The organism is Geodermatophilus ruber (assembly GCF_900114385.1).
Classification (GTDB): domain Bacteria; phylum Actinomycetota; class Actinomycetes; order Mycobacteriales; family Geodermatophilaceae; genus Geodermatophilus; species Geodermatophilus ruber.
On the sequence record NZ_FOSW01000010.1, the window covers coordinates 71,416 to 92,396 of the forward strand.

Genomic DNA, 20,981 nt, shown 5'->3' on the forward strand with positions numbered 1-20,981 from the left:
TCCGGCAGCTGCCGGAGGCCCGAATGGTCAGGACGTGCGGCCGCTGTTATGAGCGTCGACCAGTGAGTGCAGGAAGGCGTGAGTCTCCGCATCGGTCGAATACAGCAGCGTGCCTCGCATCCCTCGGCTCAGGAGGACTTTGTAGACGTTCCTCACCAGCGCGTCGAACTCCCGATCACTGACGCGCATGGCGTTCCGGAAGTCCGGGTCCCGGTTGGCTGACCGGACGGCGACCCACCGGTCGGTACGCCACACCAGGTCCGACCCCAGGAGAACGCCGTTCCAGTCGTACTCGAAGCCCTGTGCGGTGTAGACGCAGCCGATCTGGCCGAAGCCGGCCGGCTCGCTGGCCCACAGTGCGGACGGGGGCGCGCCGCCGACCGACCGCTCGCCCTTGAGGTTCCACGGCCGCGCCCAGTCACCGATCTGGACGTCCGGCACGAGAGTGCCGTCCTTCCGTGGGTCGCTCCAGGGCCAGCAGTAGCCGGCTGCCATCCGAGCCCCGAAGTGCTCCGCGAGCTTGGCCTCCAGGGCGCGTTCCATGGCCGATGGCGAGTCGACCACCCGTACCTCGAAATTCGGGTCGCCGTCCCACCGAACAGGGCCGCCGGGCTTGAGTCCGAGCAACCGCTCGACCCAGTCGATGTAGGCCTCCGAGCCGCCGCAGCGGTACTGAGCGCTGAGGTCCACGTGGTGGACGGCGAGGCCCCGCTTGCGTGCTGCCTTCTCGATGTCCTTAACCGTCCCGAGTTCTCCGGGGCGTACAACCTGGTTCTGGTCCAGAAGAAAAACCGGGACGCGGGCTGCGTCGATTAACTCGTCGACTTGCGCCTTGCCAGTCCGTTGATCGGCTCGCGTCCAACGGTTTGCCGAGGTCTCGCGGAGGCGGTGGGCCTCGTCGGCGATGAGGACGTCGAAGCCGTTCTTGTCGGCGTCCGTGAAGCTATTGAAGTACTTGAACAGGGACTGGACCTGGCGGGAGCCCCTGCCCGCCACCTTGCGCAGCGTCTGGGTGAAGGAACGGGAGCCCGTCGCGTGGATCGCCGACCGTCCCCGCCGGTTCAGCTCCCCTAGCAGCGACAGGGCGATGACGCTCTTTCCGCTCCCAGGACCGCCGGAGACGATGACGACGCTCTTGTGGTCGCTGGCGCGGGCCTTCTCTACCTCGTGCATCACCAGGTCGAAGGCGACGCGCTGCTCGTCGAGCAGGACGAATTGCTCCCTTCGACGGACCTCCTCCGCGGCGACGGCCATCAGCTGCTTGCTCGGCGCGATGGTGGAGTGCAGCAACCGGTCCGCGTGGACACTGCCGTCGGTCGATGCGAACCGGCTGCGCAGGAAGTCGAGCCACTCGCCGTGGTTCTGCCCGGTGAACAGTCGCCCCAGCTCGTCCTGCGGGTAGTTGAAGAGCTCGCCGACCTTGGCTGTCGTCGCGTTGTGCAGGTAGGCAGCACCGGCGAGAACGTCGGTCGTTCCGTGCAGGACCGCGGTGAAGTCCAGCAGGTACTCGGCGTACGCCCGCACCTGCGCGACTGGGTGCAGGATCGGCCGCGGTCCGTATGACGGCTGCAGCACGAGTTCGGCGTCGTCCTCGAACTCGCTTGCCTCGGTCCACTGCTTGAGCTCGACGATGACGTAGGACGGCGCGTCCCGGTGCGGGTGGCGGCCGGCGAGCACGACGTCGATGCGCTTGCTGCTCAACGGCAGCTGGTACTCCAGCAGGACCTCGACCTGCCCCAAGCCCGCCTGCAGCAAGTCGTCGGCGAGCACGCGGAGGCTTGCGTCCCAAGAGCGCATTTCGGCGGCCGAGGCCCGGCGCTTCAACTGGAAGGACATCTGCTCCGCGAGGGCAGCGCTCGCCCGGCCCTCTCGGGCCAGATCGGCGAGGCCTCGCGCGGAGGTGCGCAGCAGGGGCAAGGACTGTCTCCGGGCAGCACGAATCGACTCGTGCGGGTGGAGGCATGTCCGGAGAGCGGAAGCCTGACGGGCCGCGTCTCCAGACAGTAGTTGGGCAGCTCGGCCGGGCCCGTGCTGATACTCGGTCCGTGTCGGACATCGAGGACCTCACCAGTCGTATGCGCCACTTCACCGAGGCCCGCGACTGGGCACGGTTCCACGACCCCAAGTCACTAACGCTCGCGCTGGTCGGCGAGGTGGGGGAGCTGGCCGAGCTCCTGCAGTGGCTTCCCCACGAGGAACAGGTGGACGCCGTTCGCTCGCAGCCCATGCACGGCCGGCTGGCGGAAGAGCTGTCCGATGTCCTGCTGTACCTGTTGCGCCTGGCGGACGTGGTTGGTGTTGACCTCGCCGAGGCAGCCGCGTCGAAGCTCCGAGCGAACGAGGAACGCTTTCCGCCGGACGACCACCGGAGCGTGGCGCCCACCAAGACGTGAGCACATCTGTCCGGAGTGTCATCGCGTCCTGAGTGCAGAAGTCTCCGCATAGTGGAGCGGCCGGCGTGGCAAGCGTCGGCATCGCGAGCACGGCCCAACGGGCTTCCGTCAGGACATGCCCTCACCCGCTGCGAACACCGGACGGCGCGGATGAGTGACGCATTGGGTCGGATCGATCTCCTTCGAGCAGCGGGACAACTGGGAGATCTGCAAACGCACATCTCTCTTCGGCTCTAACACACCGACAGCGCTCGGCGTCCGCGAAGGCGACGAGCTGTTCATCTGGGGTTCCCAGCAGGGATGGCTCGCTCGGTGTCGGGTCACCGCTGACGCGCGCCGTCCAGGCGGGGTGGATGACGTCCCGTGGCCAGACCCTGAGCGGTATGTCGCGCTCATCCCCATCGAAGTACTCGGCGAGCCCGAGCAACCCGTGGCGATGTCCGGGTCGGAGATCGAGCGGACCCTCGGGATAGGCACCATCCAGCTGCCGCGTTTCCCGCGCGTCGACTCCCAGCACGCTGAGCGGCTGACCGTGCTGCTCTCGGAGAGCTACCGGTCCCACGGCCAGCTGAACGCCGCCGCGTCCTCGCAGCCGACGGCGATTGATCACCCACTTCTGCAAGCGCTCGACGACCTGAAGGTCGACCGTCAGCTGGGCCGGCCCGCGCCGTACCAGCAGCTCGTCCTCCTGTGGGCCACCGCCGAAGCGGTTCGCGGTGGTGACCGCTTGCGGTCGTTCTCGTCTGCGCGTGACGAGTTGCGCGCTCTCCTTGCGCCCTTCGCGGTGGGCGAGAGTGCGCCAGACCCCGAGCTGCCGTGGTTTGCCCTGCGGAGGTCTCCCTGGTGGCAGCTGTCTCCCGAGCCGGACGGTCCGGTCAGCCGCGGGGGTAGGGACTTTGTTCGGCGTGAGGATCCAGTCGCCGGATTGACCCGCGAGGTCCACCGCCTCGTTCGAGACAACCCGGCCTTCCGTCAGCGCGCCATCGAGAAGCTGACTACGCCGCTGGCCGGTCACGCTGCGCTGCAAGCCGCCATGGCGTCCCTCTTCTCGGCGCCAGCTCCGGAGCCAGGAGTACATGGCGAGGCCGTCACCGTCCTCACCGAGCTCGTGGGTCGGCGGCTTAGGACGGCGACCGGTCAGGTGAACCGGGTCCTCAGGGTGGAGCCAGCCGTCGTCATCGTCGCCACGGAGCGGTCGCCGCAAGGCCAGCCGGTGCCGATCTCCGACGTTCAGCGCGCACTCGACATCCTGCGTCGGGACGGCGCTGTGACGATCGACGTGCCGACGCTGGGACATCGCAGCTCCTTCGTCGGCGCAGTGCTGGCCACTCGTGAAGACGTCTCGATCGACGGATCTCCGCCAGTTGCGTCGCTCGTTCGCGCTCCAAGGTCGCCGGGCGCCGAAGGTGCCGCATCTGTTTCAGAGCCGCCCGCCGAGCAGTCGACCGGGTCTGCGGCAAGGACGTCTGAGCAGGATGTCGCTGCACGGCCCGGTGCGGCGAAGGACCGGTACTTCGGTGAGCTTCCTGGTGTTCCCGCCGGTGCTACCTGGGCGACGCGTGCCGAGGTCGCTGCAGCGGGTGTGCACCGACCGCTTCAGGGCGGAATCAGTGGCACACGAGCTGAAGGCTGCGACTCGATCGTCGTCAGCGGTGGCTACGAAGACGATTACGACGACGGCCACGAGATCATCTACACCGGAGCCGGTGGGAATGATCCAGCGAGCGGCAAGCAGATCGCTGATCAGACACTTGACCAGCCAGGTAACGCGGGCCTTGTTACGAGCCAGAACCTCGGTCTTCCGGTCCGCGTTGTGCGGGGAGCCAAGGGAGACCCGGTGCACTCACCGGCCACTGGCTACCGCTATGACGGGCTCTATCGGGTAGCTGACCACTGGAGCAAGCTCGGCAAGAGCGGATTCCGGGTCTGGCAGTTCCGGCTGGTGCGCATTTCGGACCAGGAGTCGACTCCGTACGTCCCTCAGGAGAACGCTCCAGGTGGGCGGCAGACGCCGAAGGTTGCCCAGGGTGTGACTACTCGGGTCATCCGAGACACGAAGGTCTCCGTATTCATCAAGAAGCTGTACGAGAACGCGTGTCAGGTCTGCGGCACACGGCTGGAGATCCCTGGTGGCTCAGTCTCCGAAGGTGCACACATTCGAGCGCTGGGAAGGCCGCACCTCGGTCCGGACACTGTCGACAACATCCTGTGTCTCTGCCCGAATCACCACACGCTGTTCGACCAGGGGGGCATCTACGTAAGCGACGACCTGAAGGTCCACGATCACCATGGGGCGGTCATCGAAGTTCTCACCAAGCATGCAAGGCACCCCATCGACCTTGCCCATCTGAAGGCCCATCGCGAGCGGTGGGGCTATTAGGGACTCGGCAGACTGAAGCTGAACACGGTCCCAAAATGGGACGTCACCCCAGCATCGGTTAGCGAGGCGCTGGCTCGGTCGACGGACTGGGCGGGCATCCAAAGGTGAGCAGATGTCCCTGTAGTGGAACTCGGTCGAGCTGAAGTGCCCCGGGTACTCGATGACGTCGACCAGCGCAGACGACGCGCCCCGCGGGGTCTCCTTCCTCTACGACCTGAACCGGCTCAACGTGGCGGTGTCCCGGGCCAAGGCGCTGGCCGTCGTCGTGATGAGCGAGCAGCTGCTGGACGCCGCGGTCCGCACGCCCGAGCAGCTGCGTCAGGTCAACGCGCTGTGTCGGCTCGTCGAGATGGCGTCTGTGCTCGGCTGAGATCGGCCTCCGCGGCGACACCGCGCCGGGCGAAGGCGACAGAGGGCACGGAAGACCAGCTGGGTTCCAACTACGTCACCGTGTCGCCCGTTCGAGGGCCCACGGTCGGGGCCACCGCTCAACCGTCTCGCGGAACAGGCCGATAGGACCCCCAGTCGGATCAGCGGACGGATTGCAGGGGGATCGCCAGTGCAGCCTGACTCTGGGCGAGGACGTGTCCCCGATGGGCTGCGTTCCTCACCCACTGGCCGCGTCCCCCAGTGGGTCCTCGACGAGGCGAGCGGTAGGCGCGACGTCGCCGTCCCGTGGCGGGCCTGGTCGCCTGCTGGACCGACGGCTGGCGCACGACCTCTCCGCAGACGACGCCGAGCCGTCCTCCTCGCCATCGTGCTCGGGCTGATGTTCGCCGCCGCACTGCTCGACCCCCTTGACCTCGGCGGCAGCGGGGCAGGTGGGGCACGGGCCGCATGGCCGACACCTGGATTCGAGGAGGCGGATGCTCCACTCGGTACTCCGATGGCGGCCCCGGCCCATGGAGGCGCACACGCGTTCGTCGCGGTGCAGGAGGACGGGCAGCGGCCAGTGACCTACGACCCGTGCCGGCCCATCCACTACGTCATCCGGCCGGACAACGCTCCGGCGGGCGGAGACGGGTTCGTCCACGAGGCGTTCGCACGGATGGCGAACGTGACCGGGCTGCAGTTCGTGTACGACGGTCCAACCGACGAGGCGCCGTCGCAGGAGCGGGAGATCTTCCAGCCCGACCGCTACGGCGACCGGTGGGCGCCTGTGCTGGTCTCGTGGCAGACCGAGGCGGAGTCTCCGGAGTTCGCCACGGACGTCGCCGGTCGCGCGGGCAGCACCGCGGTGTCGCCGCCGGCCGGACCGCAGGTGTTCGTCACGGGAACCGTGGACCTGGATGCAGCGGCATTCAGCCGCATGTTCGCCGACGAGGCCGGGACGGCAGTGGCCCGCGGGATCCTTCTGCACGAGCTCGGCCATCTCGTCGGTCTCGACCACGTGTCCGACACCGGCCAGCTCATGTACCCGACGACGAGCACCGTGGTTGACTTCGCCGCCGGGGACCTCGCCGGACTGGTGGAACTCGGACGAGGCGAATGTGTGCCAGGCGTCTGACGACGAGCCCGGCCTCAGTACGGATACTTGGCGAGCAGGCTGCGAATAGCTGCCATGTCTCCCTCGAGTTCACGCGTGGTGTCCGCCGTCCACGCCATGGCCGACCTCGGCGCCTGAGCCCGTCGTGCCGCGGCGCCGCTCGACGTGCCGGCACTATCTCGGCGCAGCCGGGATCAGACCGGACGGGGTGTCGGTCAGCCGGTCCTCGACCAGCGCCTGGCTCAGCGCCACCTCCAGCAACGGGAACAGCACCGGGTGCGGACGGCGGTGGCCGAAGACGGCGAGGCTCGCGTGGAAAAGGTCGTTCCGCGTCCCGCCGGCCCCGGCCCGGGACAGCGCCACCATGGCGTTTCCGATCTCCTCCGGCGCGATGTGCTCCAGGGGGCGGTCGGCGCTCCAGCGTTGCCGACGGAATCCGGTCCAGCCGGCGCGGTGCAGGTCCGCCGGCCACAGGAACTCGCCGACGGCGGTGGCCGACTCGGGAAGCACCGCCAGGATCGACTCCCGCAGCGCGGCGGGCACGCGGTCGATCCCGAACGCCCAGGCGGTCAGCCGGGCCAGCCGGTTCGCGTGCACCGGCCCCTCGGCCCGCAGCCCTTCCTCCAGCACCCGGCGCACCGTCGCTGCTGCCGTCGCGGACGGCAGCAGGTCCAGCAGCCGGGCGTCACCCGCCGGCTCCGGCGTCCACGGCCGGAAGGGCACCTCGCCCTCGAGCCGGGCCGGGGCCACCGCGGGCCGGGCCGCGGTTCGGACCGGGGCGGCCGGCTCCGCCGGCGCCGCCCCGTTCCCGGGTCCGCGCCGCGGCGTCCCGGGCGGCCACCTCCAGCCGGTCGAGCACGCCCTCGCGGTCGGCCAGCCACGCCGGCAGCCACACCCGCTCGACCCGCGCCCACCCCTGCCGGCCGGCCAGCACGTCGGCCGGCAGCGCGTCGCGGTCCCAGACCGTCGGCCGCCGCGCCCACGCCGGGCCGTCCAGCAGCACCGCCGCCTCCGGCGCCCCCGGAGCCGGGGCGACCGCCAGGTCGATCCGGAACTCCGACAGCCCGACGTCCGTCCGCGCCGCCAGCCCGCGGGCACGCAGCGCCGCGGCGATCTCCTCCCGGTGCGGGTCCGGGAGGCGCACGGTGCGTCCGTCCCGCGGAACCCCAGCCGGCCCGAGCGCCGCCAGGTCCAGGTAGGCCCGCAGCAGACGGATCCCCGGTGACGACGTCTCCTCGGCCGGCAGCGCCGCCGGGTCGAACGAGCAGAAGACCACCACCTCCCGCCGCGCCCGGGTCACCGCCACATTCAGCGCCTGCGGCCCCCGCGGCCCGGCGAGCGGCCCGACGTCCGGTGCCGGCACGCCGCGCTCGTCCACGCCGAGGACCACCGAGAGCAGCACGGTCTCGCGCTCGTCGCCCTGCGCGTGCTCGACGTCCGTGACGCACACTCCGTCAGGGGCGTCCAGCGCCTCGACCAGCAGCCGGTCCCCGGCGTCGCGGAGCATCCCCTCGACCAGCGACCGCTGCTGGGGCGTCAGCGTCACCACGGCCAGCGACGGGACGGCGTCCGATACGGCGGCGAAGCGTCGCCGCACCTCGGCCACGACCGCCGCGGCCTCGCCCGGGTTCGTCCCGCGCAGCCGCCCCGTGCGGACGAACGTCCCGTCCGTCCGCACCAATGAGATCCCCGTCCCCTCGGACGGCGCCGGGAAGCTCTTCAGCCCGCCGCCGTAGACAGCGGTGTTGCTGAACGCGATCAGCGCCTCGTCCCGGCTGCGGTAGTGCCACGACAGCTCCAGCCGCGGCACGCCGGCCCGCGCGCAGGCCGCCAGCAGGCCCTCCGCGCCGTCCGGCGGCGGCAGCTGCCGGCGGTCCCCGACGACGACGGCTGCCCGCGCGCGACCCAGCCCGCCGGCGGCCGCGGCCACCGGCAGCCGGGACGCCTCGTCGAACACCACCAGGTCGAACCGCTCGCCGGCCGGGAGCAGGCGCGCCACGGCGTCGGGGCTCGCCAGCACGCAGACCCCCCGCGCGCCGGCCACCCGGGCGGCCCGGGCCGCCCGGGTGGCCGCGACGAACTGCCGCCGCGTCCGCTCGTGCTCCTCGCCGTCGAACGCGTCGAGCCCGGTCGCCGCCCGGCGCTCGGCCATCGCGGTCTCCGCCAGCCCGCGGGCGAACGCCCGGGCCGCGTCCTCGGCCGGCACGGCCCCGGCGAGCAGCACCTCCCGCGCCTCCTCCAGCCCGGCGGCGCGGAACAACTGGAGCCGGTCGAGCAGGTCGAGCCAGCCGCGCAGCGCGGGCAGCCCGGGGAGGTCGGCATCCCGCTGCTCCGCGGTGGCCCGCCACCGAGCCGGCAGGCCGTCGGGGCCTGCCCAGGCGGCGAGCTGCTCGGACGTCGTCCGGCCGGCCGACAGCAGCACCTCCACGGCGTCCCGGAGCCGGGCGACCGCGACCGCCGCGGCGGGCGCCGGCCCGACGGCCGCCTCCCGCAGCACGCGGGAGAAGCCGGTCGACCCGGCCACCGCCGTGCCGGCCCGGCGCAGCTCCTGCACCCGGCGGGCGAGCAACCCGCCGTCGGTGAGCGGGGTCCACCCGGACGGCGGCGCCAGCCCCGGGACCGCCGCGGCCCGCTCCAGGAGCTCGCCGGCGGCGGCCTGCGCCTCCCGCAGCGCCGCGGTCAGCTGCGGCAGTTCGTGGGGATCCACCTCGGCGTCCGCCCGCAGCCCCGGCGCCAGCCGGGCGAGGACCGCCAGCAGCCGCCGGCGCCGGGCCAGCGGGTTCGCCGCGGCGGCGTCCCGCGCCGCGGCGGCTAGTTCGGCCAGGGGCAGGTCGAGCACGGCCGGAGTCGCCTGTGCGAGCACGGGATGCGCGGCGGGGAAGGCGGCCGTCCGGGCGCCGACCGCGGCGGCGCTCGCCGACCAGCCCGCCGTCCGCGTCGCGTCGAACACGTCGAGCGGAACGGCGGGGGCGGCGAGGACGGCGGCGAGCGCGTCCAGGTCCTCCGGCGTCCGCACCTCGGCCAGGACGGCGGCCGGCGGACCATCGGCCGGTAGCTCCGCGACCGCCCGGTCGACGGCGACCGCCGCCTGGGCCACCTCGTACGGATCGGCGTCGGGGTCGTCGAGGAACCCCCACGGGGAGCGGGAGCGGGGGCCGGCCCCCGCAGCGGGTCCCGGTAATTCGCCCAGGGTGCGGCGCAGCCGGTCCACCGTCTGCGGGGAGCTGCTGGTCACGAACCCGGGCGGCACCGGCAGGGCCGGGACGTCGTCCCCGGCCGCCAGCATCCCGGCCCATGCCGACCAGTAGGACAGCCCGGCCCGGTTCTCCTCGTGCAGCCGGCGCGCGTAGTCGGCCAGGGCTCGGCGGGCGGCGTGCCGCCGTTCCGGATCGGCGCCGTGCTCCCCGGTGGCCGGGGCCGCGGCGCTGACGGTGGCCGGCCGGTGCAGGGGGAGCACCGTGCTGCCGAGGCCGGCGGTCTCCAGCCGGCGGGCGACGACGTCCAGCGCCGTCCGCTTCCCGGCCACCACGAGCACCCGCCTGCCCTCGGCGACCGCCCGGGCGGCAAGGTTCGCGATCGTCTGCGACTTCCCGGTGCCGGGGGCGCCCTCGAGCACGAAGGTGCGGCCCGCGGTGGTCTCCGCGACGGCGCGCAGCTGGTCGGCGTCGGCCGGCAGCGGGCAGCGCGCCGCCAGCTCGTCGAGGTCGACGCGGGCGGGCTCCGGAACGGGATCGGCGAAGGCGGTCCGCGCCGCCAGCGCGGCGAGCAGCGGATTGCGCGCGAAGTCGGCCCAGTGCGCGGCGAGGTCCCGCAGCTGCCGGGACGCGGCCACCGGCAGGAACGCGAGCTCGGCGGTCGGCTGCACGCGCCAGGGGAGACCGGTGACGGCGCGGGCGACCGCCTCCAGCTCGGCTACCGGGTCGAGCCGGCTCCCGCCGGGCTCCGGCTCCGGAACGAGCAGGCCGTGTACCCGGCGCAGCGCGTCCAGCAGCTCGCCGTTGCGGGTGACGGCACCAGCACCGGCCAGGGCGATCCGGTAGGCGCCGGTATCCGGATCACCGGAGAGCACCACCGGCACCAGCACCAGGGGCGAGCGCACCGGCCTGCCGTCGAGCTCCCAGACGAGGCTGCCGAGGCAGAGGTGCAGGTCGACGGCGCCGGTCTCGGCGACCGCCGTCCGGGCCCGCGCGGCGAGCTCCCGCAGCCGGGCCGGATAGTCGGCTGCCAAGACACCCGCCCGCACCGCCGCGTCCTCGAGCAGTGCGCCGGCCGGCACCTGGCGCGGCCGGTTCGAGGGCACGAGCGTCACCGGCGCCCCGGAGACGACGAGCTCCGCGAGAGGCGCCAGGTCGTCCCCGGGCACCGACAGGGCCAGGCCGGAGTCCGGGGAAACGTCGAGCAGCCGGCGCCGCGGGTCGCCGCCCGGCCACCGCCACCGCCCGGCCGACGCCCGCCGCGTCGCGGCCCGGCTGTGCACGGCCGGGTCGTAGCCGACCTCGGTGTCCTCCCCGTCCGCCCCCCGGATCCGGACGGGGAGGGGCGCGATGCCCGCGAGCCGCGCGCGGACGACATCGGTGACCCCGAGGACCCCGAGCAGGTCGCCGGTCAGCCAGGCGGTGTAGGGGGCGCGGTGCAGGTCGCCGAAGGTCGCCGGCCCGGCCGCGTCGGTCAGCAGCGCCGGCTCGACCAGTGCGATCCGCCCGCGGTCGACCAGCTCGGTCAGCGCGGCGACGTCGGGCGTGACGGCGCCGCCGGTGCGGTCGCGCTCGCGCCAGTAGCCGAGGAAGGCGTGGTCCGCGGTCAGCCAGAGCAGCGGCTCCAGCCCGGCCTGCTCGAGGGCGGCCGCGAGCACGGTGACCAGGTCCAGCGGGGTGGCGATGCGGTCCTCGAGGACGGCGACCGGCGAGCGGATCGGCCGCCCCAGCTCGCCCCGCTCTGCCGCCCCGGCGGCGCGGACGCCCCGGCGGCGCACGGCGTCCACGACCGCCCCGGCGACCTGGTCGATCCGCTCGGGGTCGGCTGCGGAGGCCGCCATCGCCGGATCCCCGGTGCGCGCGGCGAGGATGTCGGCGGCGGCCCCGACGAGCGCGGTGACCGCCGGGTGCTGGGGCAGGACGTGCGCGGCGAGCAGCTCCGAGGAGAGCGGCCGCGGGAGGGTCGGCCACTCGCCGGCAGCGAGCACCCGCACCGGGACGCTCCGGTCGGCCAGCAGCCGGTCGCCGTCCCGCACCTCCACGTCCATCGTCCCCGCGGACCCCCGTCCGATCCGGCTCATCACCGCCGGGTCCAGCCGCAGGCCGGCGTCCGGGACGACGACCGTCCGCCCCGGCTCGAGGTCCACGCGCAGCTCGGCGTCGGGGCCGAGCGGACCCTCCGCCGTCCGCACGGAGAGCGTGACCGACGCCGCCTGCACCGGCTCGCCCGCACACGTGAGGGCCAGGCGGGACACCACCGGCACCCCACCGGCCGCCAGCGCCAGGCTCAGCACGGGGGTCGGCGTCACGTCGATCCCCACGGGCGGCGGAGCCGGACGGGGACCGGCTCCCGGGGGACTGCCCATGAATCCTGTCTACCCGCGGAGGGCCGCCGAGCCCGGGAAGGCGAGGTCGCGACGGAGTTGCGGACGAGCTGGAGGCGACACCCGGGAGGGACACGGGGCGCCGATCTCGGGGACCGGGGCCCGCGGGTGTCAGGCTGCCGGGCGGGAGCTGTGACCAACGGGGGAGTAGATGTGACCGCGCGCAGATATCCGGACGAGCCGGTGTTCGGCTCGCCCGCCGAGCAGCTGTTCGTCGAGGCGCTGCAGGAGAACCTGCCCGACGACGCTGTCCTGTTCTGCAACCTGCGCTTCAGCGACGGCAGAGAGGACCGCGAGGCTGATCTGATCGTCGCCTGGCCGGGCGTCGGCGTCGCCGTCGTCGAGGTCAAGGGCGGCAGCGTCTCGCTGCAGCGCGGGGAGTGGCGCCAGATCGGGGACGGCGTCGACCGCGTCATCCACCCGGTCGACCAGGCGGTCGCGTGCAAGTACCTGCTCTGCGACTACCTGGCGGAGCACCCGCGCTGGTCCGCCGGCCGCCCGCGCGCCGCGCACCTCGTCGCGGTGCCGGCCACCACGCTGCCCGCGGAGTTCATCGCGCCCGGCCTGGCCCGCTGGATGGCGATCGACAAGACCGACATCCCGCACGCCGCCGCGCGGATCCGTGCGGCGCTGCAGAAGGTCCGCGACGAACCCGAGCCGCCGACCGCTCAGGACGTGGCCGACCTCGTCGACTGCCTCGCCGGGACGGCGATCCCCCAGCAGCACCTGCTGGCGCGGCTCGCCGAGCGGGAGGCGGCCTGCGACCTGCTGACCAAGGACCAGGCCAAGCTGCTGGATTTCCTGGACGGGCGGCACCGGGTCGAGATCACCGGAGGCGCCGGTTCCGGCAAGACCTGGCTGGCCGTGGAGAAGGCTCGCCGGCTGGCCGCCGACGGCCAGCGGGTGGCGCTCATGTGCTACTCGCGCGGCCTGGCGGAGTTCCTGAGGCGCCGGGTCGAGAAGCTGCCGAAGCGTCAGCGGCCGCACTACGTCGGCACCTTCCACAACCTCGGCATCGGCTGGGGTGTCTTGCAGGGGTCGGACGACGACAGCCGGTACTGGGAGGAGTTCCTGCCGGCCGAGATGGTGTCGCTGGCCGGGGCCCTGCCGGAGTCGGAGCGTTTCGACGCGATCGTCATCGACGAGGCGCAGGACTTCGCCGAGAGCTGGTGGGACGCCGTCCTCGCGGCGTTGCGGGACCCCGAGAAGGGGGCGCTCTACGTCTTCTCCGACGAGGGGCAGCGGATCTTCGCGCGGCAGGGGCGGCCGACCGTCGACCTGGAGTCGTTTCCCCTCATCGAGAACCTGCGCAACACCAAGCAGATCGCCGGCACCTTCTCCAGTCTGGCGCCGGGGATGAAGGCCCGTGGGCTGCCCGGCGTGCCGGTGCGCTTCGTGGATTGCAGTTCGGAGGAGGCGATCGGCGCGGCCGACGACGTCGCGGACGCGCTGCTCGAGGAGGGCTGGCCGCCGGAATCGCTGGCCCTGCTGACCACGCACCGGCGGCATCCGGTGCAGGTCGAGCGCCAGGCCGAGGGGCAGGACGCCTACTGGGCGACCTACTGGCAGAACGACGACCTCTTCTACGGGCACGTCCTCGGGTTCAAGGGGCTCGAGCGGCCGGCCGTCGTGCTGGCGGTCAACGGCTTCCGGGACGAGGCCCGTGCCCGGGAGATGTTGTACGTCGGCCTCTCCCGCGCCCGCGACCTGCTGGTCGTCTGCGGGGACGCGGAGCTCATCCGCCGCGTCGGCGGCGAAGCGGTGGCCCATCGCCTGTCCAAGTCGGTTGCGGGTTGAGGAGCGACGTGGCTTTCATCCTGAACGGCGTCCACTGCGAGCTGGACGCAGGGACCGTGCGCTCCGCTCTGCGGGGTGTCACTCCGGACGCCGTGCGTGAGCACTGGGTGGACGTCGATGGCGTGCACTGGCCGCCGAAGCAGGTGTTCGCGCTGGCCACCGGTCTTGAGCGAACCGAATTCACCTCCCACACGGCGCTGCGCCAACTTCAGCGTCTAGGTCTCCGGACCAGCAAGTGGGGCCCGTCCGGGACCTCTCCGAAGCCGGCTCCCGAGCCGCTTCCGGAAGCGACCCCTGCATCGACGCACCACGGCGCGGAGGCCGCCACGTCGTCGCTCCGCGTCGTCCTCGTCGGTTGCTCGAGTTCCAAGGCCCCAACCCCTCGGCCGGCGGCCGAGCTGTTCACCGGAGGTGCCTTCGGCAAGGCGCGGGACCTGGCTCGCAGCTCTGGGCTGCCCTGGTATGTGCTGAGTGCCAAGTGGGGCCTGCTCGACCCTGATGAGGTGGTTGCTCCCTACGACGTCTACCTGGGAGACCGCTCGACTGAGTACCGGACGGCGTGGGGCGCGTGGGTGGTTGCCCAGCTCGCCGATCGTCACGACCTGCGCGGTGCTGTGGTCGAGGTCCACGCCGGCCGGACGTATTGCGACCCGCTCGCGGCTCCCCTCGCCGCCGCGGGAGCGACGCTGCACCAGCCACTCGCCGGGCTCCGGCAAGGGGAGCGGCTGGCCTGGTATGCCCGGACGCCGGCGGCCGACGACATCCCACTGACACGAGATCCGTACGTCATCCCCGACGTCAGTTGGCTGCTCGACCCTGAGCACGCCGTCGCGCCTGCCGACTTCCTCGCGGCGGGACGCGCCAATGTCGACCGTCCCGGGCTCTACAGCTGGTGGGTCGATGCCGAGGGAGCCCACGCACTTTCCGCCGCTCTCGGCGACCTGGTGGATCCCGGACTCGTCTACGCCGGTCGGGCAGGAGGCGTGCGACCCAACGGGTCGTCCTCGACGAACACGTTGTGGGGCCGGGTCGCGGAGATGCACCTCGGAGGCAACCGGTCGTTCTCCACGTTCCGGCTGACCCTCGCCGCGTGTCTCTCAGCGGCGGCCGGGCGAGTTGTCACCGAGGCCGAGCTGAGCGCCTGGATGCACGAGCACCTGCGCGTCGCCGTCCTGCCGCTCGAGCCCGACGAGGTGAGCGCGGGCGAGACGGAGTTGCTGAAGGTGGCGGATCCGCCGCTGAACCTGAGCGGCGTGGCCCGCACGCCGCTGCGACAGACACTCAGCCGACTGCGGTCGGCCCTCAAGGAGACGGTATGACGACGGCCGACATCGCACACGTGGCATCGGACAACGCGATCACGCGGCGCGAGCGGCGACGACAGTCGCAGTTCCGCGGGCAGGTGCTCGGCCTCCCCGCCGGGACTGACCGGAGCGGTCGGACTCTCGGCAACTACCTGCCGGCCGAGCACTGGCGACGCAACTTCCTCAGCGAGGAGGCCGCCGAGTACGCCGAGCGGCGCGCCGAAGCCGTTCAGGCCGAAGGCGGACAGCTGGAGAAGACCCGCCTGTTCACCAACATGCTGAGCTCCATGCCCTTGGCCTTCAGTGTCTTCGGGCACCTGAGGACGCACCGCGATGCCGCAGTCCGCGTCCTGAGTGATCTGCTGGATGTCGAGATCGCCGAGCTGGTACCCGTCCGAGTCGGCCACCGGGCCATCGACGGCATCGAATGCGAGTGGGCGCCTGAGCGACGCAAGCACCTGGACGACCGGTCCGCGTTCGATGCTGTGGTCTCGACCCGGCTGGCGGACGGCCGCACTTTGCTGGTGGCGGTGGAGACCAAGTACGTCGACAACTTCAGCCGCGACCCCGAGAACGCCGACGCCGACCGGAAGTACGACCGCTTCTGCCGACAGTTCGGCATGGCGGAGGGCGCCTTCGAGCGGCTCGGGAGATTCCCGACGCGGCAGCTGCTGCGGAACGTGCTGCTCACCGAGAGCGTCCGGCGCGGCGGAGCAACCGGGTCACCGATCTTCGACCAGGCGGTGACGGTCGTCCTGGCTCGGGACGACGACACGACGGCGCGCGCCGCGGTCGACGCACTGGACGCCGACCGCGGCGACATGCCGACAACGGTCCGCTTCATCGGCCACGGGGAGCTCGCGTCAGCGGCAGACCGGGTGCCTGAGCTCGCCGCGTGGAGCCGGGACTTCCGGCGGCGTTACGTCGGCGAGTGACCCCCAGTCGGGGCTGATCAACCTCCGCCTCGGCTCACCGAGGGGAGTGCTCGATAGCCCTTACAGCCACGCTTCGATCTCATCGAGTTGCTCGTGGGTGAGCCCGACGAACAGATCCGGCGCGACCACCAGCACGTGCGGATGGGCGGCCAGCCACCCGCCGGTGTCGGCGGCCTGCATCGCCAGGTCGTCGTCGATCCACACGATGCGCCGGTCGGGCTCCGCCTCGGCCACCGCGCGGGCGAGGTCGAGCTTCCGCCAACCCGCCTGGCCACCGAAGACCCCGAGGAACCCGGTCGGCGCGGCTTCCTCCCGGGCGTGCACCTTCAGCCCGCGCGGCAGCCCCATCGGCTCGGCCAGCAGGCGGTCGGCGTCCCCGGCCCACGTGCTCAGCCACTGGATCTCCACCCGGCCGGACTCGTGCAGCTCCCGCAGCCGAGCCGTGACCGTCGGGTCCCACGACAGCACGAACCCGTTGAAGGTCCCCCGCTTCCACCCCTGAGGCAGGTCCACCCGGGCCGCGTTGAGCACGCCGTCGACGTCCAGCAGCAGGATCGGGACGTCGTCGCTCTCTGCCACGGGGATCACCTCCAGCCCGATGCCGCTGGGTCGTCCGTACCCCTGCGCTCGCACCTTCGGGTGACGGGCCTTTCGTCCGCCGGTTACGCACCGTGACACTGAGGGTCAGGAGTCGATCGTGTTCGAGAGAACGCATCGGCGCACGGGGGACAGGCGCGGTCACGCCGCGCAACGGGGGAGACATGTTCCGGGAACCACTGCGGCGTGATCCGCTGGTCATCGGCTGGGCGCTGGTCATGCTCGTCGCAGGCCTCGTGGCGCTGAGCAACAACACCGAGTGGAGCGGGCAGCTCGAGGCCGACCGCGTCGCGGGTTTCCTCAAGGACCTCGCCGAGGCCTTCCTCTGGTCCTTCCTCCTCCTGCTCCTCCTCGCATGGCTGCGCGCCCGGGGCTGGCGGCGGCTGGACGCCGGCGCCCGGCCGGCACGAGGCGGGACGGCGCACAGCGCCGCACAGCCGTCCTCGCCGCTGCCCTGGACCGACCGCTGGATCCGGGACTGGCGCGAGGCCGAGGCCCAGCAGGGTGCCGCTGCTGACGAAGCCGGGGACGTCCCCGCGGCCGTCGCCTGCCGGCACGGCGTACGAGTAGACGCCGAGACGCCGGTCGAGCAGGCGCCGGTGCTGCGCGCACTGTCGGTGAGCCACACGATCGTCCGCCCCGGTTCGGACGTGAGTGTCACCTGGTGCTTCGAGCACGCCCGGGACGTCGCCGTCGACGGCCGGAGCGGCTACCCGGCCTGCGGCCAGGCCCTCGTCCGCGTCGACTCCACCCGGCGGATCGAGGTGATCGGACGCAACCGGCACGGGACGACGCCCGTGGCCACCGCCGCCGTCGTGGCCATGGCCGTGCCGCAGCTCGACCTGCCCACCGTGGCGTCACCGCCTCCGGTGGCCCTCCGGGCCGACGTCGTGGCCACGGTCGGCGCACCCCCGCCGATCACCCAGCGGCTCGACGCCTTCTGGACGACGCAGGACAGCCTGCGGCCGCGCCTCGAGGCCTCCCCGCGGTTCGTGGGCGTGCCGGCGCCGGTCGTCGACGGCCTGCGGCGAGTGGGTCGCAACGGTGAGGGCGAGGCGAAGTGACAGTGAGGACGGAACGGTCGTCGGTTCGCCGCCGGGTGACCCGGCGCGCCATCGCCGAGCAGCTGCTCACGGTCTCGGGTGCGAACCGCGACGTCCTGCGCGACGCACCCAAGGAGCGCACCAAGCAGGTCGCGATGGGCGCGGTGCTCCTCTCCACGGCCGCCATCGCCGCGGTGTCGGCGTCCTACGCCCTGCACCTCGCTCTGCACTTCTGGTGGCCGTTCGCCGTCCTCGGCGGGGTTGCCTGGGGCCTGGTCATCCTCAACCTGGACCGCTGGCTCGTCGTCTCGACCCCGCGGCTCAAGACCAAGCTGGGCACCATCGCGATGGCGCTCCCGCGCGTTCTCCTCGCCGTGCTCATCGGCGCGGTCATTTCGACCCCGCTCACGCTGGCCGTGTTCAGCGCGGAGATCAGCACCGAGGTCCAGGTCATGGCGGCCGAGGACGAGGCGGCCTTCAACGACCAGCTCGAGCGGGACAGCCGTTACGGCCGGCTGCCGGAGATGCGTGAGCAGATCACGGACCTGGAGCGCGAGCTGAGAGAGGACCCCACCGAGGCCGACGTCAACAGCGACCCGGCCGTCGCGGACCTGCAGCGGCGGCTGGATGAGGTCACCCGGCAGTACAACGAGGCGGCCGCAGCAGTGCAGTGCGAGATCGACGGCACCTGCGGCACGGGCGTCCCGGGGATCGCGGCCGCCGCAGAGCAGAAGATCGCCGAACGGGACCGGCTGCGCGCGGAGCGGGACGACCTGAGCCGGCAGATTGAGGAGCTGAAGCCCCAGGTGGTTGAGCAGCGCCAGCAGCAGGACGAGCGCGAGAACGCGGACGCTCAGGCGGACCTGGCGGACCTCCGGGCAGACCTCGCGGACATCGAGGAGCAGCGGGCGCGGGAGATCGCCGACCACCGGGCGGCCGTCGGAGACAGCGACGGGATCCTGGCCCGGCTGGCCGCGCTCGGGCGCATCAGCGACGCCGACCCCGTGCTGCACACGGCGCACCTGCTGCTGTTCCTCTTCATGACCGCGCTGGAGTGCCTGCCGATCATCTTCAAGACGATGCTCGCGCTGGCGCCGCCGTCCCTCTACGAGCGGCTCGTCTCGCTCGAGGAGGAGAAGGTCGAGCAGCGCATCCGGCTGCGTCTGCAGACCGAGTACGAGGAGGCTGAGACGCTGGCCCGCTCGGCGCTGGCGGCCGCGGAGGCCCGGGCGGCCAGGACGCTGGAGGCGGAGTCCCGGGCCACGGGCATGGTCCTCGACGCCCAACTGGACGTCACCCGCGACGGCGTGCACCGCTGGCGGGACGAGCAGCTCGGGCGGACGACGGCGTCGCGAGGGGCTTCCTCCGCCGACGACCTCGACTCCCTGTACTCGACCGACTCGTTCGGCTCCGAGGACCCGCAGGACAGCCGGCTGGCCGGCTCGTCGTCGGCTCCCGTTTGAGTCCTGCGACCCGGGAGGCGGCCAGGTGACCGCCTCCCGGCGCGTCACTCCCCGGGAACGACGACGGCGCGGCCGCCCACCGTGCCCTCGTGCAGCTTGCGGTAGGCCGCGGGTACCTCTCGAGTGAGTACCGCTCGACCTCCATGTGGATCGCGCCGGCCCGCGCGAGGTCGAGCACCACGCATATGGGCTCCTCCGTCCGGAATGGGTCGGCGTCCCCGTATCCGGGGTACCTGCGAGGACCCGTGGCTACCGGCGAGGTCCGCGCCGTCGGCCCTCACCAGGAGCGCTCGTGACCCAGATCGACGTGTCGGGGCAGCCGCTGTCCCGCACCGTCCGGTTCGCCGGCAGAGCGCTGGGCCGCCGCTGGCGGCTGCCGGCGCCGACCGGGCCGGTGCGGCTGCTGCGGGACGTCGGCGTGCCGATGCGCGACGGCGCCGTCCTCCGCGCCGACGTCCACCTGCCGGCGACCGGCGGTCCGCACCCGACCGTCCTGCTGCGGACGCCCTATGGCCGCGGCCCCGTCTCCACCGTCGCCATGGCGCTGCCGTACGCGGCGCGCGGCTACGCGGTGCTGCTGCAGAGCGTGCGCGGCACGTTCGGCTCCGGCGGCGAGTTCGCGCCTGTCGTCAACGAGGAGCACGACGGTCAGGACACCGTCGCGTGGCTCCGCGACCAGCCCTGGTTCGACGGGCGGCTGGCGACGCTCGGCCCCAGCTACCTCGCCTACACCCAGTGGGCCCTGGCGCTCGACCCGCCGCCCGAGCTGAAGGGGATGGTCCTCCAGCTCGGGCCGCACGACCTCGCCGCGGCCGGAATGATCGACGGCGCCTTCCAGCTGCTCAACCTGGCCACCTGGACCGAGCTGATCGCCCACCAGGAGCGCTTCGGGGTGGTGCGCGGGACGCTCCGGCTGATGACGGCGGAGCGGCGGCTCGCCCCGCACCTGCACCGGCTGCCGCTGCAGGGGCTGGCCGAGCGCTTCGGCGGGACGCCGGCGCCGTGGTTCGACGAGTGGCTCGCCCACCCGGACCTCGCCGACCCCTACTGGGACCGCTACCGGGCGACCCCGGCCGTGCACTCCTCGACCGTCCCGGCCCTGCTCATCGGCGGCTGGCAGGACTGGTTCCTGGAGCAGACGCTGTTCCAGTACGCCGCCCTCCGCGACCGCGGGGTCGACGTCGAGCTGGTCGTCGGACCGTGGGCCCACCTGGGCCTCGACACCGCGGTCACCACCTCGGCGAGCCTGGCCTGGCTGCGCAGGCACCTACCGGTTGACGGCGCGCCGCCAGGGCCCCGGCCGGACCGGGTACGGGTGTATGTCACGGGCGCGCGCGAGCTGCGCGGAATGCCGGACTGGCCGCCGGCCGGGCGCATCGACCGCACCTGGTTCCTGGGCTCGAGAGGCCGGCTGGCCGACCAACCGCCGACCGAGACCGGCGCGGCGACCACCTTCCGGTACGACCCGATGGACCCCACCCCGTCGGTCGGCGGCCGGGCTCTGGCCCGCCGCGCCGGGCGGCGGGACAACCGCCGGCTGGAGGCGCGGGCCGACGTCCGCACCTTCACCACCGCGCCGCTGGAGACACCGGTCGACCTGCTCGGCGGTGCGCGGGTGCGGCTGTTCCTCACCTCGGACAACCCGTACGCCGACGTCTTCCTCCGGCTGTGCGACGTCGACCCGCGGGGCCGGTCGGTCAACGTCACCGACCGGCTGGTCCGGCTCGACCCGGCCGAGGGGGAGGAACCACGAGCGGGGGAGCGGACCGTCGAGGCGACCCTGCCCGACACCGCGCACCGCTTCCTCGCCGGCCACCGCATCCGGCTGCAGGTCTCCGGCGGGGCCCATCCGCGCTACGCGCGCAACCTCGGCACCGGCGAGCCGCCCGGCCGGGCCACCCGCGGGGTGCCGGTGACCCACCGGATCGGACACTCCGCCGCGTCGCCGTCGCAGATCACCCTGCCGACCGGCTGACCGGGCTGCACGGGCGCCCCAGAATCTCAG

Annotated in this window: 14 protein-coding genes; 10 read left to right on the plus strand and 4 right to left on the minus strand. The window is 72.8% G+C overall.

The features are described from left to right. Positions 1–27: 27 nt before the first annotated feature. Positions 28–1,917, minus strand: a complete 1,890-nt coding sequence (locus tag BMZ50_RS16130; protein WP_218146294.1) for a DUF2075 domain-containing protein — start codon at positions 1,915–1,917, stop codon at positions 28–30. A gap of 128 nt (positions 1,918–2,045) precedes the next feature. Here BMZ50_RS16130 and BMZ50_RS16135 point away from each other — a divergent pair, with 128 nt between their 5' ends. The 4 genes from BMZ50_RS16135 to BMZ50_RS16150 all read left to right on the plus strand — a co-directional run bounded on the left by BMZ50_RS16135 (position 2,046) and on the right by BMZ50_RS16150 (position 6,280). After that, positions 2,046–2,393 carry a nucleotide pyrophosphohydrolase gene (locus BMZ50_RS16135; protein WP_218146295.1) on the plus strand — a complete coding sequence of 116 codons (348 nt, stop codon included), beginning with the start codon at positions 2,046–2,048 and terminating at the stop codon, positions 2,391–2,393. A gap of 154 nt (positions 2,394–2,547) precedes the next feature. After that, positions 2,548–4,773 (plus strand): YDG/SRA domain-containing protein, encoded by a 2,226-nt coding sequence (locus tag BMZ50_RS24560; RefSeq protein WP_218146296.1) that lies wholly within the window; start codon positions 2,548–2,550, stop codon positions 4,771–4,773. A gap of 160 nt (positions 4,774–4,933) precedes the next feature. Then, positions 4,934–5,143 carry a hypothetical protein gene (locus BMZ50_RS16145; protein ID WP_091326523.1) on the plus strand — a complete coding sequence of 70 codons (210 nt, stop codon included), beginning with the start codon at positions 4,934–4,936 and terminating at the stop codon, positions 5,141–5,143. Positions 5,144–5,530: 387 nt separating this feature from the next. Further along, positions 5,531–6,280 carry a matrixin family metalloprotease gene (locus BMZ50_RS16150; protein WP_245753678.1) on the plus strand — a complete coding sequence of 250 codons (750 nt, stop codon included), beginning with the start codon at positions 5,531–5,533 and terminating at the stop codon, positions 6,278–6,280. Positions 6,281–6,433: 153 nt separating this feature from the next. Here the strand turns inward: BMZ50_RS16150 and BMZ50_RS24565 are convergent, their stop codons facing one another. Beyond that, positions 6,434–6,982, minus strand: a complete 549-nt coding sequence (locus tag BMZ50_RS24565) for a DUF3320 domain-containing protein (protein ID WP_218146297.1) — start codon at positions 6,980–6,982, stop codon at positions 6,434–6,436. After that, on the minus strand, positions 6,945–11,762 hold the full coding sequence (locus BMZ50_RS16160) for a DUF4011 domain-containing protein (RefSeq protein ID WP_218146298.1): 4,818 nt from the start codon (positions 11,760–11,762) through the stop codon (positions 6,945–6,947). The genes BMZ50_RS24565 and BMZ50_RS16160 overlap by 38 nt, the downstream gene beginning before the upstream one ends. A gap of 228 nt (positions 11,763–11,990) precedes the next feature. Here BMZ50_RS16160 and BMZ50_RS16165 point away from each other — a divergent pair, with 228 nt between their 5' ends. Genes BMZ50_RS16165 through BMZ50_RS16175 form a run of 3 tightly spaced genes read left to right on the plus strand, consistent with a single transcriptional unit; the run spans position 11,991 to position 15,873 of the window. After that, positions 11,991–13,634, plus strand: coding sequence for a nuclease-related domain-containing DEAD/DEAH box helicase (locus BMZ50_RS16165; RefSeq protein WP_091326533.1), 1,644 nt, complete (start codon positions 11,991–11,993; stop codon positions 13,632–13,634). An 8-nt stretch (positions 13,635–13,642) separates the two neighbouring features. After that, the gene (locus tag BMZ50_RS16170) at positions 13,643–14,953 is read left to right on the plus strand and encodes a DUF6884 domain-containing protein (protein ID WP_091326536.1); all 1,311 of its coding nucleotides are present in this window, start codon (positions 13,643–13,645) and stop codon (positions 14,951–14,953) included. Next, positions 14,950–15,873, plus strand: a complete 924-nt coding sequence (locus BMZ50_RS16175; protein ID WP_091326539.1) for a PGN_0703 family putative restriction endonuclease — start codon at positions 14,950–14,952, stop codon at positions 15,871–15,873. Before BMZ50_RS16170 ends, BMZ50_RS16175 begins: the two co-directional genes overlap by 4 nt. A 60-nt stretch (positions 15,874–15,933) precedes the next feature. Here BMZ50_RS16175 and BMZ50_RS16180 read toward each other — a convergent pair whose 3' ends face one another. Beyond that, entirely contained in the window at positions 15,934–16,452 is a 519-nt protein-coding gene (locus tag BMZ50_RS16180) for an HAD domain-containing protein (RefSeq protein ID WP_091326542.1), read from the minus strand. Positions 16,453–16,634: 182 nt separating this feature from the next. On the opposite strand from BMZ50_RS16180, the gene BMZ50_RS16185 reads away from it, so the two are divergent. From BMZ50_RS16185 to BMZ50_RS16195, 3 genes are all read left to right on the plus strand, one after another. Further along, entirely contained in the window at positions 16,635–17,534 is a 900-nt protein-coding gene (locus BMZ50_RS16185; protein WP_091326545.1) for a hypothetical protein, read from the plus strand. A 35-nt stretch (positions 17,535–17,569) separates the two neighbouring features. Next, positions 17,570–18,976 (plus strand): DUF4407 domain-containing protein, encoded by a 1,407-nt coding sequence (locus tag BMZ50_RS16190; RefSeq protein ID WP_091326547.1) that lies wholly within the window; start codon positions 17,570–17,572, stop codon positions 18,974–18,976. Positions 18,977–19,268: 292 nt separating this feature from the next. Further along, a complete protein-coding gene (locus BMZ50_RS16195; protein WP_091326549.1) occupies positions 19,269–20,951 on the plus strand; it encodes a CocE/NonD family hydrolase in 1,683 nt (560 codons plus the stop codon). Positions 20,952–20,981: the final 30 nt, after the last annotated feature.

What these genes read in the sequence shown, in the direction of transcription:
- BMZ50_RS16175 (WP_091326539.1), top strand. Translation starts at nt 14,950, where the DNA reads ATGACGACGGCCGACATCGCACACGTGGCATCGGACAACGCGATCACG.
- BMZ50_RS16145 (WP_091326523.1), top strand. Translation starts at nt 4,934, where the DNA reads ATGACGTCGACCAGCGCAGACGACGCGCCCCGCGGGGTCTCCTTCCTC.
- BMZ50_RS16185 (WP_091326545.1), top strand. Translation starts at nt 16,635, where the DNA reads ATGTTCCGGGAACCACTGCGGCGTGATCCGCTGGTCATCGGCTGGGCG.